The 14,951-nt window shown below is 33.2% G+C and carries 15 protein-coding genes and 2 tRNA genes; 11 read left to right on the forward strand and 6 right to left on the reverse strand.

Annotated features, from left to right (window positions below; genetic code table 11):
* Positions 1-105: 105 nt before the first annotated feature.
* Positions 106-2,529, reverse strand: coding sequence for a DUF5916 domain-containing protein (locus tag J2W48_RS06100; protein ID WP_310279430.1), 2,424 nt, complete (start codon positions 2,527-2,529; stop codon positions 106-108).
* 321 nt (positions 2,530-2,850) lie between these two features.
* Between J2W48_RS06100 and J2W48_RS06105 the strand changes: the two genes are divergently transcribed.
* The gene (locus J2W48_RS06105; RefSeq protein WP_310279432.1) at positions 2,851-3,573 is read left to right on the forward strand and encodes a murein L,D-transpeptidase catalytic domain family protein; all 723 of its coding nucleotides are present in this window, start codon (positions 2,851-2,853) and stop codon (positions 3,571-3,573) included.
* On the opposite strand, the gene J2W48_RS06110 is transcribed toward J2W48_RS06105, so the two are convergent.
* Both J2W48_RS06110 and J2W48_RS06115 read right to left on the reverse strand, forming a co-directional pair.
* Positions 3,562-5,148 (reverse strand): L,D-transpeptidase family protein, encoded by a 1,587-nt coding sequence (locus J2W48_RS06110; protein ID WP_310279434.1) that lies wholly within the window; start codon positions 5,146-5,148, stop codon positions 3,562-3,564. The genes J2W48_RS06105 and J2W48_RS06110 overlap by 12 nt on opposite strands.
* A 1-nt stretch (position 5,149) precedes the next feature.
* Positions 5,150-5,587, reverse strand: coding sequence for a GNAT family N-acetyltransferase (locus tag J2W48_RS06115; RefSeq protein ID WP_310279436.1), 438 nt, complete (start codon positions 5,585-5,587; stop codon positions 5,150-5,152).
* Between the two features lie 135 nt (positions 5,588-5,722).
* Between J2W48_RS06115 and J2W48_RS06120 the strand changes: the two genes are divergently transcribed.
* Together J2W48_RS06120 and J2W48_RS06125 are read left to right on the forward strand one after the other, a co-directional pair.
* Positions 5,723-5,795: transfer RNA gene (locus J2W48_RS06120), tRNA-Gly, on the forward strand.
* Positions 5,796-5,887: 92 nt separating this feature from the next.
* Positions 5,888-5,960 (forward strand) — tRNA-Gly (locus tag J2W48_RS06125).
* 46 nt (positions 5,961-6,006) lie between these two features.
* Here J2W48_RS06125 and pepE read toward each other — a convergent pair.
* The gene (gene pepE, locus J2W48_RS06130) at positions 6,007-6,714 is read right to left on the reverse strand and encodes a dipeptidase PepE (RefSeq protein ID WP_310279438.1); all 708 of its coding nucleotides are present in this window, start codon (positions 6,712-6,714) and stop codon (positions 6,007-6,009) included.
* A gap of 343 nt (positions 6,715-7,057) precedes the next feature.
* On the opposite strand from pepE, the gene J2W48_RS06135 reads away from it, so the two are divergent.
* The 8 genes from J2W48_RS06135 to J2W48_RS06170 all read left to right on the forward strand — a co-directional run bounded on the left by J2W48_RS06135 (position 7,058) and on the right by J2W48_RS06170 (position 13,420).
* A complete protein-coding gene (locus J2W48_RS06135; protein WP_310279440.1) occupies positions 7,058-7,813 on the forward strand; it encodes a peptidase associated/transthyretin-like domain-containing protein in 756 nt (251 codons plus the stop codon).
* Positions 7,800-8,132 carry a hypothetical protein gene (locus tag J2W48_RS06140; protein WP_310279444.1) on the forward strand — a complete coding sequence of 111 codons (333 nt, stop codon included), beginning with the start codon at positions 7,800-7,802 and terminating at the stop codon, positions 8,130-8,132. The genes J2W48_RS06135 and J2W48_RS06140 overlap by 14 nt, the downstream gene beginning before the upstream one ends.
* On the forward strand, positions 8,104-8,844 hold the full coding sequence (locus J2W48_RS06145) for a carboxypeptidase-like regulatory domain-containing protein (RefSeq protein ID WP_310279446.1): 741 nt from the start codon (positions 8,104-8,106) through the stop codon (positions 8,842-8,844). The genes J2W48_RS06140 and J2W48_RS06145 overlap by 29 nt, the downstream gene beginning before the upstream one ends.
* Positions 8,834-9,589, forward strand: coding sequence for a BamP family beta-barrel-assembly machinery protein (locus J2W48_RS06150; protein ID WP_310279448.1), 756 nt, complete (start codon positions 8,834-8,836; stop codon positions 9,587-9,589). The genes J2W48_RS06145 and J2W48_RS06150 overlap by 11 nt, the downstream gene beginning before the upstream one ends.
* Entirely contained in the window at positions 9,586-10,092 is a 507-nt protein-coding gene (locus J2W48_RS06155) for a DUF6702 family protein (protein WP_310279450.1), read from the forward strand. The genes J2W48_RS06150 and J2W48_RS06155 overlap by 4 nt, the downstream gene beginning before the upstream one ends.
* Before the next feature lie 64 nt (positions 10,093-10,156).
* Complete coding sequence (locus J2W48_RS06160) at positions 10,157-12,400, forward strand: M1 family metallopeptidase (protein ID WP_310279452.1); 2,244 nt, start codon at positions 10,157-10,159, stop codon at positions 12,398-12,400.
* Positions 12,401-12,504: 104 nt separating this feature from the next.
* Entirely contained in the window at positions 12,505-12,849 is a 345-nt protein-coding gene (locus J2W48_RS06165; protein WP_310279454.1) for a Sec-independent protein translocase subunit TatA/TatB, read from the forward strand.
* A 1-nt stretch (position 12,850) separates the two neighbouring features.
* A complete protein-coding gene (locus J2W48_RS06170; protein ID WP_310279456.1) occupies positions 12,851-13,420 on the forward strand; it encodes a phosphatase PAP2 family protein in 570 nt (189 codons plus the stop codon).
* A 254-nt stretch (positions 13,421-13,674) separates the two neighbouring features.
* Here the strand turns inward: J2W48_RS06170 and J2W48_RS06175 are convergent, their stop codons facing one another.
* Together J2W48_RS06175 and J2W48_RS06180 are read right to left on the reverse strand one after the other, a co-directional pair.
* Positions 13,675-14,316, reverse strand: a complete 642-nt coding sequence (locus J2W48_RS06175; protein WP_310279458.1) for an O-methyltransferase — start codon at positions 14,314-14,316, stop codon at positions 13,675-13,677.
* A gap of 111 nt (positions 14,317-14,427) precedes the next feature.
* Positions 14,428-14,793 (reverse strand): hypothetical protein, encoded by a 366-nt coding sequence (locus J2W48_RS06180; protein WP_310279461.1) that lies wholly within the window; start codon positions 14,791-14,793, stop codon positions 14,428-14,430.
* Positions 14,794-14,951 lie beyond the last annotated feature (158 nt).

A 14,951-nucleotide genomic window follows, 5' to 3' on the forward strand; every position in this document is an offset into this window, starting at 1 on the left:
AAAATGTGCAAGAAAGCATTGCTACAATTATGTTTTATAAAATGAAGCCTGTTCAAAAATCCTAATTTAATTACAGAAGCCTTTATTTTTTAAAATTAATGCACGCTAAACCTTATTTCTGACCTTGTTTTTGACACCATTATAGTCGATAAAGTATTTAATACTTATTGAAAAAATGTGTTTAAGAGCTTCATTGTTCAATAAATCAGATATGTTATGGTTGAATTCTTTATCGATAATGCGTTCGAAATTTGAAGCATTATTTCTGTACAGGGCAGAAATTTGACTGCCCGGCGCAAACCACCATGAGTACGATAAATCGGTATTCCAGGAATAAAAACTCGAATTTTTGTTTTCCGAGTACTCTGGAAAAGGAATTAATGTCCCATTATCCTGAAGTTGCAGGTTGTTTTTATTTTCGGCATAAGACCAATATTGACGTACAGCAAGATTAAGTGTCATTTTGCTGTTCAGGGCATATTTTCCTCCTATGGTATTAGAATATGTTATTACGTTTCTATTGGCAAATACAATAGTTTCCGGAGTGCCAACGGTGTCATCAATGGTGTCAATATAACCTTTGTTGTTGTTCCTTCTGGAAAAGCTAAACATGTAAGTAAATAAAAGTTTGTCATTAAAACGATATCTCGGGCCTACATTCACACCATAGGAAATTCTGCCCGGTTCATCTGCAAATGTAAGGGACGGACTCAAATCTAAAGCAAATTTATTATTATAATTAGTCGATAAATTACTCCATAATCCTAGCCTTTTAGGAATAATAACATATCTGTTTTCAGCTCTGGGTTCATAATAATCATGTGAATCTAAAGGGATAAAAGTTATTCCAAAATCAAAATAGTGGTTTTTTATGGTGGTTAAATCAACACTGACTTCAATATTATTGTCCTGTACTTTACCGGATTCTTTATTAAATTCAGCATACATATTATAATTGAGTCTGAAATTATTAAAATGTTTTGTCGGATTTAGAATTCGGTAACTGGCATTTCCATAAAAATTATAATAATTAGTCAGGAAAATAATTCCTAAATCGTTAGAATCAAAATCTTTTGAAACGAAATCCATTCCCATATTATACCGATAGTTCCCACTTGTTTCTGCAAAGCTAAGAGAGCTGTAAATGCCATCTTTATCTTGTACTTCGTTGATATTACTGTATTTAAAATTTCCGGATAAATTATAAGTATTCGCTTTAGTATTTAAATCCCAGGTTAATGCAGAAACATTTGCATCCCTAAAATGCCCGTTGCGGGTTACGTTTGTGTTAATAAAGGAAATGGATGAATTTTTTCGAAAACGCTGGTCCAATACAAATACATTGTAATTAGTTAATGGTTCTACAACCTGTCGTCTCGTATTCCCAGTGATTGCGTCCTTTGTAGTGGCAAAAGTTTTTTCAGTAACAGCATTTAAAACTCCTACTCCCAAGCCTTTTTTGGTTCTTCCTGAAATTTTTAAGGCATTAATAAGATTAACGCTTTGTGGATTTTCAATGATTTCTTCGTTTTCATCCAAAGAAGCTTTGGCAGATGGCTGTCCTCCAATTCTGCGCGAATAAAAAATATTTCCCTTACTGAATAAATCAGTTCCTTCAGTAAAAAAAGCCCTGTTTTCGTTAAATTGCTGTTCAAAAGGGCCTAAGTTCAAAATTTGGTCATCATATTTCGTCTGTCCAAAATCAGGAATTAAAATAGCGTCAAGAGTAAAAGCATCATTGATTCCGTACTTGATATCCATACCGGCTTTCAAAGTTCCATATGTTTTTTGATTGGCATCTGCACTAAGATAAAATGAGGAGTAAGGCAATAAAAACAATCGGGTAGGAGGTTTGATGTTTTCTATTCCGGTTAAAGTACCGTTTTGCTGTGTAAATGTCCCCAGTTTGGAATCAACCAGATTCCAGGTATATTTATAACGAAGACGCTTAATTTCCCTGAAAAAATTGATTCCCCAGGTTTGTTTGTCTTCTTTAGAAAATCGTAATGCGGCATACGGAATTTTCATTTCAACAATCCAGCCATTTGGGGTAAGGCCCGCCTTGCTTTCCCAAACAGCGTCCCAGGAATAATCTTCTCCATTAGTATCGGTCATGATGCAGTCACCCTGAACATCTGCGGCTGAAACATAAAACATAAAATCCTGTTGTCCATCGTTAAAGCCATTTATAAAAACACCAAAAAGATCCGCAGTTCCAAAATTGTCACGTTGAGAGATTTCTTTTAATATTTTATCAGGTTCATTATCATGCATCATTGCACCAATATAAATGGCATTATCATCATATAAAACTTTGATTTCGGTTTTTTGTGTATCAGGAATTGCTTTTCCGTTATCCGGATTGTACATTACAAAGTTGGAAGCCACGGGTGCATCATTCCACTCTTTTTCATCAAGCTTACCATCTATAGAGATAAATTCGCCGGTTTTTTGTGCTTGTAAAACTTTCTTTTGAGCAGAACACCATAAAGTAGTTAATACTATACTTAAGAAAAGCGTTTTTTTCATAATTAAATATAAAAAGGGATATTTTGTGTAAGGCAATTTTTGAATTAACAGACTGTTATTTTTAAAATTGTTACAGTTTTTGAATATTAAAAATTGTAGAATTTTGTTTTTTTAAATTTAAGTGATTAAATATCAAATCAATACCATTTGGTTAAAAAGTGATGTCAAAAATAATTATTTGTAAGTTAAATTTAACCTTTTGTGAGATTAAGTGTTAAAGTTTAAACAAAAATACCCACTTTTAGTGATATAAATTTTTGTAGTTGTAAAAAAATTATACATTTGTCGAGCTCCAAAACAAGTTTAACCTAAACGAAATCAATGATTTATAAGATTTATCCCGCATTGCTATTTTTGTTTTTGTCTTTCGGTACAGATTCTAAAAATACTTACGAAAATAAAATTGTAACTTCAAAAAGCATAGCCAAAGTTGAAAAACTGGCTATAGATGCTAAAATTGAAAGTGTGTATAACACATTAAATACAAACAATTTTAAATTACCTGAACTTAGAACTTTTTCAGAAGCTTTGAAAGGTTTTTACTTATTAAAAGAAAAAGGAATTGTTCAGAAAGATATCCTAACCTTAATAGATTTTAGTTTATCCTCTAACACCAAACGTTTGTGGGTTATTGATTTAGCTACTAATACCGTTTTATTTCAATCTCTGGTTGCCCATGGACGAAACACAGGTGAAGAATTTGCTTCTGAATTTTCAAACAGAAACTCCTCTTATCAAAGCAGTCTCGGATTTTATGCCACAGGTGAAATCTATCAGGGTAAACATGGCGCTTCTTTGCGTCTGGATGGTCTTGAAAAGGGAATTAATGACAATGCCAGACAAAGAGCTGTAGTAATTCACGGTGCTGATTATGTTTCGGATTCTTTTATCCAAGATCATAAACGTTTAGGCAGAAGTCAGGGGTGTCCTGCTGTTCCCGTTGAATTAACCAACCAAATTATTCAGACTATTAAAGATAAATCGTGTTTGTATATCTATCACCCTTCAAGAGGTTTTGTGATAGAACCAAAACTAGTTTCTTAGTTTAGCATACAAATCGGCATCGAGATTATAAATGTCATATCTAAAAATCAATTGATTTTTTTCGCTCCAGGCTGTCCAATACCATTGATACAATGTGAATTTTTTTGAAATTCTGATACTGGTCGTTTTCTTGGTTGCAATAACCGAGTCTATTTTTTCCTTTGACCAATTTTTGGAGTCACTTAAAATATGTTGTGCCAGCTCTAAAGGATTTTCTACCCGAACGCATCCTGAACTCAAAGAACGATTGTGTCTTTCGAAATAATTACGATGATTGGTATCGTGCAGATAGACACTGTAATTGTTAGGGAATAATATTTTCATTAATCCTAACGAATTATTGTATCCCGGACTTTGCACATAACGGTAACTATGAGGCTTGTTTTCGTTCCAGTTTAACGGGTCGACCACATTTCCTGCAGAATCATAAATAGTGATACTTTTATTCTTTAAATAATTCCTGTTACGTTTCATTGCCGGAACAACATCTTCTTTTAAAATAGTTGGGGGAACAGTCCATGTTGGGTTAAAAACTATTGTTTTTAATGTTGAGGTTAAAACAGGTGTTTTACGTTTGCTGGTTCCAACTACCACTTTTCTAACAACCGTTGTGTCTTTGTTTTCAACAACATTCAGACTGTAATCCGGGATATTAACAATAAAATAGTTTTCTGAAAATTCATTTGGATACCATCTCCAACGCTCTAAATTGGCAATGATTTGCTGTTTTCTTTTAGATTTTGAAAAATTTAGCGCATTAATTGTTCCTGCTCCAATAACGCCATCGGGAGCCAAACCATGCCGGGTCTGGAATTTCTTTACAGACTCAAACGTTTTTTTATCGTAAGTTGTTGTTAAGCTGTCATTTCCGATCATATCATTCCAATACAAAAGTCTTTTTTTGATATTTATAACAGCAGCATTGGTATCATTTAAAGTTATTTTTTCTTTTGATTCAATAGTTTTAATATTGTCTTCTGGAAAATCATTAATAATTTTCAAGGCATTCAATAATTGCTTGTAAGTCTGCGATCTTGATTGGCTTTGTTCTATCAGGCTATCCAGTTTATTGCTGTTGAAGCTTTTAATTAGTGCATTGTTTACATCAAATATTTTTTCACTTAAAGCCCAGTCAGGATATAATTTTTTGGGATCTAATTTGCCTTTATTAAGATGATTTAAATATTTTTCGAAATTATGGGTCAGCAACAAATCATAAAATGCAAAATCTTTATCATCTAAAGAGTTTATTTTTGATTCGTAACCGTTTAGCTTAACGACATTATAATCATTTGGGTCTAATCCTAGTTCTTCTGAATTTTTTAATTGTGCTAACACAAAATTTCTCTTTTTAAGATTTCCCCAAACGGTTTTATTTTCAGAAGAAGCATAAAACTGTTTTAAGGTTTCATTTTTAAAAGAATTTATTAAGGCAGTATCAATTTCAACCGTTCTTTCATCTGTAAGGATAATGGCAGGTTGTCCCGTTTTTGCCCCTGGATCAGAAATTTCAGGAATCTTTTTGTTGCAACTTATAAAAACTGTCACTATTAAAATAACGTAAAATTTTGTCATATTATATTTTTTTAAACATTAAAAAATGTTCGCCAACTTCTTTTATATCAAAAGGTTTTCCAATGGTCTTATATCTCATTTTTTTATAAAAATCAACAGCTTCTATTCGGGCATTAAACCAAATCAATTGAACATCTTGTGAAACGCAATAGGTTTCGCAATAGGAAACCAAAGCTTCACCAAAACCTTTTTTTCGATGTTCTTCCAAAACAGCCATCCCTCGTATCTGTGTCTGTTTTTTTTCTGCAAAGATAGGATTGGAAGTTGTGAATAATGAAATTATTCCTGTTAAATTTTTATTTTCAAATAATCCAAAATGATGAGTGGTGTCTAAATTGTCTCCCTCAAAAATACAACTTTCGACAGGTTTGCCTTTTCGAAGAACGGGTTGTCTTACAATAAAAGTTTCCTCAGCGGATATTTCTTTAATTAATGTCATGTTTAGAATAAAAAAGCAAAGCTATAACATTTTAATTTTAAATAGATTACTAGAAATAGTGATTTTTAATTTATTTTTTTTGGTAAAAAGCTTGTTTTAAACTTAACTTATTTTTTATATTTGCACTTCAGTAATGCGAAAGTAGCTCAGTTGGTAGAGCTCCAGCCTTCCAAGCTGGTTGTCGCGAGTTCGAGCCTCGTCTTTCGCTCTAAATCAAAACCCCGGTCTAGATTTAAATTAAATAATTTTGTTTTTTGTTTTTTTAAACGATTTAATTATTTATATTTGCACCCTGTTAATGCGAAAGTAGCTCAGTTGGTAGAGCTCCAGCCTTCCAAGCTGGTTGTCGCGAGTTCGAGCCTCGTCTTTCGCTCTGGAAACCCGAAACAATTTTGTTTCGGGTTTTTTGTTTCTATTACTTATTTTAAATTGCTTAAGTTACTCTCGGCGGGCAACTCTACTGGCGTTTGGCGCTGTTGAAATAAACGTGCTGATAAATCACCTTTTAATATAGTTGTTTCTCCTTTTACTTCCAGCCAGCTTCCTTCCCTTAATCCCAGAACGGGAATAGTATTAAAAGCATGAAATTCTTCTATTCGCATTTCGCGTGTTTCCCCCATATGTTTAGAATGATTATCTGCATCTAAATAATGAGGATTTAAATTAAACGGAATTAAGCCCAGAGTTTGAAAACTTGGCGGATATATGATGGGCATATCATTGGTAGTCTGCATAGATAAACCGCAAATATTACTTCCGGCACTTGTTCCTAAATAAGGAGTTCCGTTTTTAACAGCTTCAGAAAGGGTTTGCATTATATTATATTTGTATAATTGGGTAACCAATAAAAAAGTATTTCCTCCTCCTGTAAAAATTCCTTCTGCATTTTTTATGGCATCCTGAGCACTTTCAAATTCATGAATTCCTTTTACTGAAATGTTTATACTGGCAAAAGCCTGAGTTACTTTCTGAGTGTATTCATCATGTGAAATACCGCCAGGTCGGGCGTAAGGGATAAATAAAATGCTTTTAAGGCTTTTAAAATGTAATTTTAATGTTGGTAACAGATATTCTAAATAGCTGCCTCCATGCAAAGTTGAAGTGCTGGCAATTATAATGCTTTTCATAATTGATATTGATTATTTTTGAGCCAAAGGTATTAAATAGTAACAAATTTGTATAAAAGCCGGAAAGTTTAATTAATTCGTTGTGTGAATTATTAAAAACGTCATTCTGGTGCTTTTTGTGCGGGGAAACGATGCAAAAAATGTTATTGGAAAACCGTTTTTAATTTTTCTGTTCCCGATACAATTTTCTATTGAAAATCACTCGAATTGACGAAAAATTGTCATCAAAACCTAATTGCACCCAACGGTTAATTAACATATTTTTACCATGGCATTAGTACTAAATTTAGAAGACATTAAGATATTTTTACAACTTTAAGAATCATTTTAAATTTTCTGAATTTTGACGAATAAAATTATATATGTCTTGTTTTTAGGGTTGACTCAAATTGTTTCGGGTCAGGCACCACTTAAAGGCAGAATAATTTCAAATGCAGGAGATGTAGAAGGGGTTTATGTTGTTAATGTCAAGACTGAAGCTATGACAGTAACGGATGAATCTGGCGGTTTTTTGATTACTGCCAAATCAGGCGATACACTTATTTATTCATCCATACAATTTAAAGAAATGAGGATTGTAGTTAGTGAAGAGAATTTTTCGGATTTGAATTTTTCAGTGAAATTATATCCGATTATTCATCAATTGCAGGAAGTGATTATCAAAAGATATGATAATATTAATTCTGTTTCGTTAGGGATTATTCCCGGAAATCAGAAAACCTACACGGCAGCAGAAAGGAAATTACAGACCGCTACTGGCTTAAATGCAACAGCAAATGCAGGAACAATGGCTGGAGGTTCTGTTTCTGCAGATCCTTTATTGAATTTCTTTTCAGGCAGAACTGCTATGTTGAAAAAGGAAGTTGCAGTCGAGAAAAAAGAGGCTTTTATGAAGCTTTTAGAGAATATGTTTAAGCCGGAGCATTTTGTTGACAGGTTGAAAATCCCTTTGGAATATGTAAAAGGGTTTGAATATTATGCAGTTGAAAACGATAAGTTTACTGCTATTTTGAATTCTAAAAATAAAACAACTGTAGAGTTTTTATTAGGAGAACTGGCGGTGAAATATAAAGAAATAATTGCCGGTGAAAACAAATGATGCTTTGTTAATCCTGTTTTTACTTAGCGCTCCAATTACTTTTGAGTGCAATAAATGGAAACAAAAAAATGTTGAAAAAAATGTTAAGGTTGAAAAAAAAGAAAGTCATATTGAGAAATTAGGCTATATGTTTGAAGATGCCTGCTTTATTGATTATTTAAAAATTCCTTCAGAACATATAAGTGGATTTAAGTTTTACATAGTAGAAAATGTATATGCAGGGATGCTTCTGGAAACAAGGGACAGACCGAAATTAATTTTTTTAATAAGTGAATTGGCTTTAAAATATAATGAAATACTTTCAAGTGAAAATAAATAATATCTTACCAGCCCTGTTTTTATTTCTCGCTCAGATTTGTTTTGGACAAATAGCTGTATCCAAAGAAATTCAGGGACAAATTTTTGAGCAATCATCTTCGGCAGAGGGTGTAAATATTATCAACAATACAACTCAGGTTACGGCTGTTTCTGATGTTAACGGAATGTTTTCTATTGTGGTAAAAGAAGGAGATGTTTTGGTTTTCTCTTCGGTTAATTTAGAGCCACTAAAACTTCGAATTACTGGTGAAGATTTAAAATTAAGTTCACTTCAGATAAAAATGACAGTCAAAGAGGTAGAACTGAAAGAGGTAATTGTGAATGAAAATTCTAATATTACAGCAGAAAATTTAGGCATCATTCCGCATGGGCAAAAAAAATACACTCCTGCCGAAAGAAAGATTTATACAGCAAATTCAACTTCGGTAGATAAGCTCTTAAATAATATTTCCGGAAGAACCACCATGCTTAAAAAAGAAGCAATTGTTGAAAAAAAAGAGGTGCTTTTCAGGAAAATGGAGTATCTTTTTGATGAAGTATATTATACAGAACGATTAAAAATTCCGCTTGAAGATATTAAAGGATTTCAACTTTACTGCGTAGATAATCCTGAATTTGCTGTATCTTTGAATAATAAGAACAAAACCATGAGTATGTTTTTAATAACTGGTTTAGCACAAGAATATTTAAAAATTATAGAGCATGAAAGATAAATTTGGAATATTGATAGTATGTCTGTTTTGTCAATTTGTAATAGGACAAACTAATTCGAGAAAACCTTTGCACGGGCAGGTTGTTAATAAATCATTAGCCATAGAGAGTGGTAATGTTATGAACATAAATGCCAATACCAGAACTTTTATTGGTTTAAACGGATTGTTTGATATCATGGCCAGACCAAAAGACACTCTATTGTTTACAGGTTTCGCTTTTCAATCTAAAAAAATCGTATTGACAGAAAAAGACTGTGCAGAAGTGCTTTTTTCTGTGCCGTTGGATTTAGTGAATATTGAATTGAAAGAAGTTTTAGTTCATAAGGAGCTTAAAGTAAAGTCGTTACAGGGCGGTTCACAAAGTATAGTGGATATGCAGTTTGAAGAGGATAAATTATCATCGCCAAAAAACACCGCAATGTATTCAGATCAGACTATAAAATACGGAACTGATTTTGTTCGAATTTTTAAGGATGTCAAAAAACTGCTTCGTAAAGATGAAGAGGTTAAAGATGAAGTTATAAGCGATATTGCCTTTGTTGAATACGCTAAAGATAATTTTACATCTGATTTTTATACTAAAACATTAAAGCTAAAAGAAGATGAAATAGATTTGTTTTTGATGTACTGTTCTAACGATTCAGAATCTAAGAAACATTTAAAACCAGAAGAAAAATTTGAATTGATTGACTTTATGATCAATAAAAATAAAGACTTTAAAAAAGTAGAGTTGAATAAAAAATGAAAAAGTATGTAATTTATCCTTTACTGGGGATATTGTTTTTGTCATTGTCATCTTTTACATTCCATAAATTCTACATGGGTATCTTTCAGGTGAATTATGCTGCCGAAAAAAAAATGATTCAAATTACATCCCGAATTTTTGTGGATGACCTCAATAAAGGAATCGAAAAAAAATACAATAAAAAAGCATTTATAGGAACAGATAAAGAAACGGAGGGAGATGTTCTTCTTTTAAAAAAATATCTTTCGGAAAACTTTAGCATAAAAATAAACGGACAAATCAAACCAATTGCTTTTTTATCAAAAGAACTCGAAGCTGATGATGTTTTGGTTTGTTATTCGAGAATTACAGCTGTTGAAAAATTTAAAACCCTTGAAATTTCAAATACTGTTTTAGTTGATTGGAATCCTGAACAGCAAAATATTACACATATTTCAGCATTTGATACTAAAAGAAGCGTTCTTTTTACGGAATCTTCAAGGAAAGAAGTGTTAAAGTATTAATGAACACGTAAGTTTGTTGTTTTAATTAGTATTTTCACAGCTTCAAAAAATCCCAAAAATGTTTATGAAAAAACTTTCATTTTTATTGCTTTTCCCTGCCATGCTAATGGCTCAGGAGAAAAATACGAGTATTGTACCCAAACAGGAGGGAAAGTATGATACGAATAAGTTTAGCCAAATGTATGATTTGATGGCGACACCTAATATGTTTCGTACAGCGTCAGGCGCACCGGGCCCTGCTTATTATCAGCAACAGGCAGATTATAAGATTGATATTGAACTTGATGATAAAAATTCAAAATTAAGTGGTTCAGAAACGATTACCTATTCTAACAATTCACCTGACAGTTTAGAGTATTTATGGATCCAGTTAGATCAGAATCAGGCAAAAGCCAATACGCAATCGACTTTGGCTGAAGGAGAAAAAATCAATCAGGTTTTGCCTTTGGAAGGTTTTTCAAGTAAATATCTGAAAAAAGATTTAGAGCGTGGTTTTAATATTGAATATGTTAAAGACGCTAAAGGAAAACCGATGCCATATACGATCAATGAAACTATGATGCGTATTGATTTAGCTACTCCTTTAAAGCCAGGCGAAAAAATTTCATTGGCTATTAAATGGTGGTATAACATTAATAATTACAAAAAAGAAGGCGGTCGTTCTGGTTATGAATTTTTTGAAAAAGATGGTAATAAATTATATGTAATTGCTCAGTTTTATCCAAGAATGGCAGTTTACAATGATGTTGAAGGATGGCAGAATATGCAATTCTGGGGAAGCGGCGAATTTGCGCTTCCTTTTGGAAACTTTGATGTAAACATTACCGTTCCTGCAGATCACGTAATTGATGCAACAGGAGAATTAACAAACAGAAGCGAAGTTTTTACTCCGGAACAGGTAAAACGTTATGAGCAGGCCCAAAAATCATTTGATAAGCCAGTTGTAATTGTAACTCAGGCGGAAGCTGAAGCTGCTGAAAAAGGTTTCTCCGAGAAGAAAAAAACATGGAAATTCAGTGCTAAAAACGTGCGTGATTTCGGTATTGCTTCATCAAGAAAATTTATTTATGATGCGATGGCAGTAAAAATTGGAAACAGAACAGTTATGGCAGAATCACTTTACCCAAAAGAAGCCAATCCGCTTTGGGAAGAAACTTCAACAATGGTTGTGGCACATACTCTGAAAAGCTATTCTTCTCATACTTTCGATTATCCTTATCCAAAAGCAGTATCTGTTTCGGCAGAAGATCAGGGTATGGAATACCCAATGATTTGCTGGAACTTTGGTCGTCCTGATGAAAATGGAGTAACCAGTAAAGAAGTAAAAAACGGAATGATAGGTGTTGTAATTCATGAAGTAGGACACACTTTTTTTCCGATGATTGTTAATTCAGATGAACGTCAATGGACCTGGATGGATGAAGGCCTGAACTCTTTTTTAGAGTATTTGGCTGAGCAGGAATTAGACCCGACATTTCCATCAAGACGCGGGCCTGCAAAAAATATTGTTCCGTATATGAGTGGTGATCAAAAGTTTTTAGAACCGATTATGTCTAATTCCGAAACCATTCATCAGTTTGGTAATAATGCTTACGGAAAGCCTGCCACAGGTCTTAATATTTTAAGAGAAGTAGTTATGGGAAGAGAATTGTTTGATTATGCCTTTAAAACATACGCTAACAGATGGAAGTTCAAACACCCGACCCCGGAAGATTTTTTCAGGACTATGGAAGATGCTTCTGCGGTCGATTTAGATTGGTTTTTCAGGGGATGGTTTTATTCAACTGATTATGTAGATATCGGAATCAGGGAGGTAAAACAATATTATGTTTCTGAAACCCCGACTGCAGATCTTAAAGATGTAAAAGTTAGAAAAGGACGTTTTGGATATGAAAAAGGGCCCTTCGTTTATTTAATTGCCGGAGATAATGCCGAGGTAAATACTTTCGGAAAAAAAGCATTGAAAATAGAAGATTTTAAACCATTAGCCGAATATATAAACCAAACTTTCACTGCTGAAGAGAAAACCGGTTTAAAATCACCTAAATATTTCTATGAAGTAGAGTTCAATAAACCGGGCGGAATGATTATGCCAATTTTGGTTGAAATCACTTATGAAGACGGTTCGAAAGACAATTACCAGTATCCGGCACAAATCTGGAGGAAAAATAACAGTAGTGCTAAAAAAGTATACGCTACCGAAAAAGCAATCAAAAGTATTCAGATAGATCCAAAATTAATGACGGCTGATATTGATATAACCAACAATTTCTGGCCCAAAACAGAACAAAAATCAAAATTTGATTAAACATAAACCAAAAAGGCTCTGAAAAAGAGTCTTTTTTTTTAAGTAAATTTTAAAACTGTAAGCTGCAAAATTTAATATCTTTGTCGCACACAAAAATAAAAGATATGTTTGGTATAGGAGGAGGAGAATTAGTTTTCATACTGTTTATAGTACTAATGCTTTTTGGTTCAGATAAAGTGCCTGAAATTGCACGTACTATGGGAAAAGCAATGGCACAATTAAAAAACGCAACCAACGATATTAAAAGCGAAATTCAAAAAGGAGCAGAGGCGAATGGTCTTGATACAAAATCCCTTACTGATATAACAGGTAATATCAATGCTCAGATTAATGATGCAAAATCTAACATATTAGGGGAGACAAATAATTTATTGGGTGACACCACCGAAATAGCAAAAATTAAAGAAGACATAGATTCAATTTCAGGACCTGTAAAACGCCAAAGATAATATGCTCGAAAAAATACAAGGAATAGATGTTAATTTGTTCGTTTTTCTAAATAGTTTAGGTTCCGAAACATATGATAAATTGTGGCTTATCATTACCAGTCAACTCAATTGGACGCCATTTTTTATAGTGCTGTTTTTTTTGATTTATAAAAAAATAGGTGGAAAACAAACCTTGTATTTAGTGCTTTTTATAGCTGTTTTAATTGCTTTTACAGATCAGACAACCAATTTTTTCAAACATACTTTCGAAAGGTTGCGCCCTTGCAACAATCCTGAAATCAATTCATTTATTAGAATAGTCCAGGTTCGAAAATCCTTTAGTTTTTTCTCAGGTCATGCTGCTAACACAATGGCTGTTGCTACATTTTTATTTTTGGTACTGAAACGTCATTTTAAATATTTGGGATTCTTGTTTTTATGGCCCTTAATTTTTGCTTACAGCAGGATTTATTTAGGATTGCATTATCCGGGAGACATTCTTGCAGGTTACTTCTTTGGAGCAATTTTCGGGTTTGCAATTTTTAAAATTTATCAAAAATTAAAACTGCGTTATTTTCCGGATACTGTTTAGGAGCTAATTCCAGCTGCCCGCTGTATCTTATCTTTTGTTTTTTAAAGAAAAAAACAAAAGGATGCCGCTTCCATCTGGGCTAGGATACCATTTTCAAAAAGAAATTTTACGTCCTGTTTGTCATTTCGACGTAAGAAGAAATCACATTAGAAGCTCAGTACAGGAATTCGTCAATCTTTGTTGAGTTACGCGTGTGATTTGCTACGCCTGTTCGCTGTCGCTCGAGTCTCCTTACGTCGAAATGACATAGATAATTATAAAACCCTGCTTACCGTTAACCCATCACGAATTGGTAATAATACCGTTTCTACTCTCGGATCATTTTTCAAAAGCAAATTATATTCTAAAAGTACTTTTGTACTGACGTCATTGGGGTGAACCGGTTCCAGGATTTTTCCGCTCCACAAGACATTATCTGATAAAATGATTCCGCCTTTATTCATTTTCGGAACAATCATTTCCCAGTAATTCAGATAATTTTCTTTATCAGCATCAATAAAAACCAGATCAAACTTTACACCCAAAGTTGGAATGATAGCAACAGCTTCACCTAAATGCTGGAAAATCTGTTTCCCCCATGGCGAGGCATCAAAATATTTTCTCTGAAAATCAACTAATTCTTCTTTAATATCAATAGTATGCAGTTGTCCGTTTTCCTGCATGCCTTCGCACAGGCACAAAGCGGCATAACCGGTATAAGTTCCAATTTCAAGAATGTTTACAGGACGGATCAATTTAGAGAGCATACTCAAAACACGGCCCTGAAAATGACCGCTTAACATCCTTGGTAAAAGTATTTTCTGATACGTCTCTTTGTTTAGCTTAGCTAATAATTCCGGTTCGTTTTCAGAATGTTGTTCGATGTAATCTTCTAACTCTTGTGATATGAAATGCATGCTGATCTTCTAAATTTGAATAGCAAAAATACAAAAAATATCTGTTTCCTTTTTTGCATAAAAAAACCATTCGCCGTAACGAATGGTTTCAATATTTGAATTCAGACAGAATTATTTTTTCAACGCTTCATTTACATCTTTGGCTGTTTTAACCGTTCCGTCTTTAGCAGCTTTGGCAGCAGCTTCTGCTTTATCTGCCGCTTTTTTTGAAGCTTCTTTTACTTCTGCAGCTGTTTTTTTAGTAGCATCTTTTACTTCCTGAATGGTGTTTTGAGAAGCTTCTTTTGCTGCAGTAGCAGCGTTTTCGGCCTTCATAACAGCGCTATCTCTTGCTTGCTGAATATCTGTTGTTAAGGAGTCAACCTTGTTTCCAAGCGTTAACTCTTCTTCACCTGGTTTTGGTTCTTTCTTCTCGCAGGATTGTACGGCGAATGCTAATAATGCTACAATAGCTAAGCTCAAAATTTGTTTTTTCATGATTGGTTTAATTTTTAAAAGGTGATAAAATATAAAGGTTATAAAGGTGAAAAAATAAAAGTACAAATTTTAAAATTAAGCGCTCCTTGTAAGATTATTTTTCTTTTGAATGCAAGACAATTCTTGTGCCAGATTTTATGATTTTGAAATAGTGCTGG

This window comes from Flavobacterium piscis (assembly GCF_031457575.1).
GTDB lineage: Bacteria > Bacteroidota > Bacteroidia > Flavobacteriales > Flavobacteriaceae > Flavobacterium > Flavobacterium piscis_A.

Coding starts and splice junctions, on each gene's coding strand:
- J2W48_RS06100 (WP_310279430.1), bottom strand. CDS start 2,529: ATGAAAAAAACGCTTTTCTTAAGTATAGTATTAACTACTTTATGGTGT.
- J2W48_RS06105 (WP_310279432.1), top strand. CDS start 2,851: ATGATTTATAAGATTTATCCCGCATTGCTATTTTTGTTTTTGTCTTTC.
- J2W48_RS06110 (WP_310279434.1), bottom strand. CDS start 5,148: ATGACAAAATTTTACGTTATTTTAATAGTGACAGTTTTTATAAGTTGC.
- J2W48_RS06115 (WP_310279436.1), bottom strand. CDS start 5,587: ATGACATTAATTAAAGAAATATCCGCTGAGGAAACTTTTATTGTAAGA.
- pepE (WP_310279438.1), bottom strand. CDS start 6,714: ATGAAAAGCATTATAATTGCCAGCACTTCAACTTTGCATGGAGGCAGC.
- J2W48_RS06145 (WP_310279446.1), top strand. CDS start 8,104: ATGAAATACTTTCAAGTGAAAATAAATAATATCTTACCAGCCCTGTTT.
- J2W48_RS06150 (WP_310279448.1), top strand. CDS start 8,834: ATGAAAGATAAATTTGGAATATTGATAGTATGTCTGTTTTGTCAATTT.
- J2W48_RS06155 (WP_310279450.1), top strand. CDS start 9,586: ATGAAAAAGTATGTAATTTATCCTTTACTGGGGATATTGTTTTTGTCA.
- J2W48_RS06160 (WP_310279452.1), top strand. CDS start 10,157: ATGAAAAAACTTTCATTTTTATTGCTTTTCCCTGCCATGCTAATGGCT.
- J2W48_RS06165 (WP_310279454.1), top strand. CDS start 12,505: ATGTTTGGTATAGGAGGAGGAGAATTAGTTTTCATACTGTTTATAGTA.
- J2W48_RS06170 (WP_310279456.1), top strand. CDS start 12,851: ATGCTCGAAAAAATACAAGGAATAGATGTTAATTTGTTCGTTTTTCTA.
- J2W48_RS06175 (WP_310279458.1), bottom strand. CDS start 14,316: ATGCATTTCATATCACAAGAGTTAGAAGATTACATCGAACAACATTCT.
- J2W48_RS06180 (WP_310279461.1), bottom strand. CDS start 14,793: ATGAAAAAACAAATTTTGAGCTTAGCTATTGTAGCATTATTAGCATTC.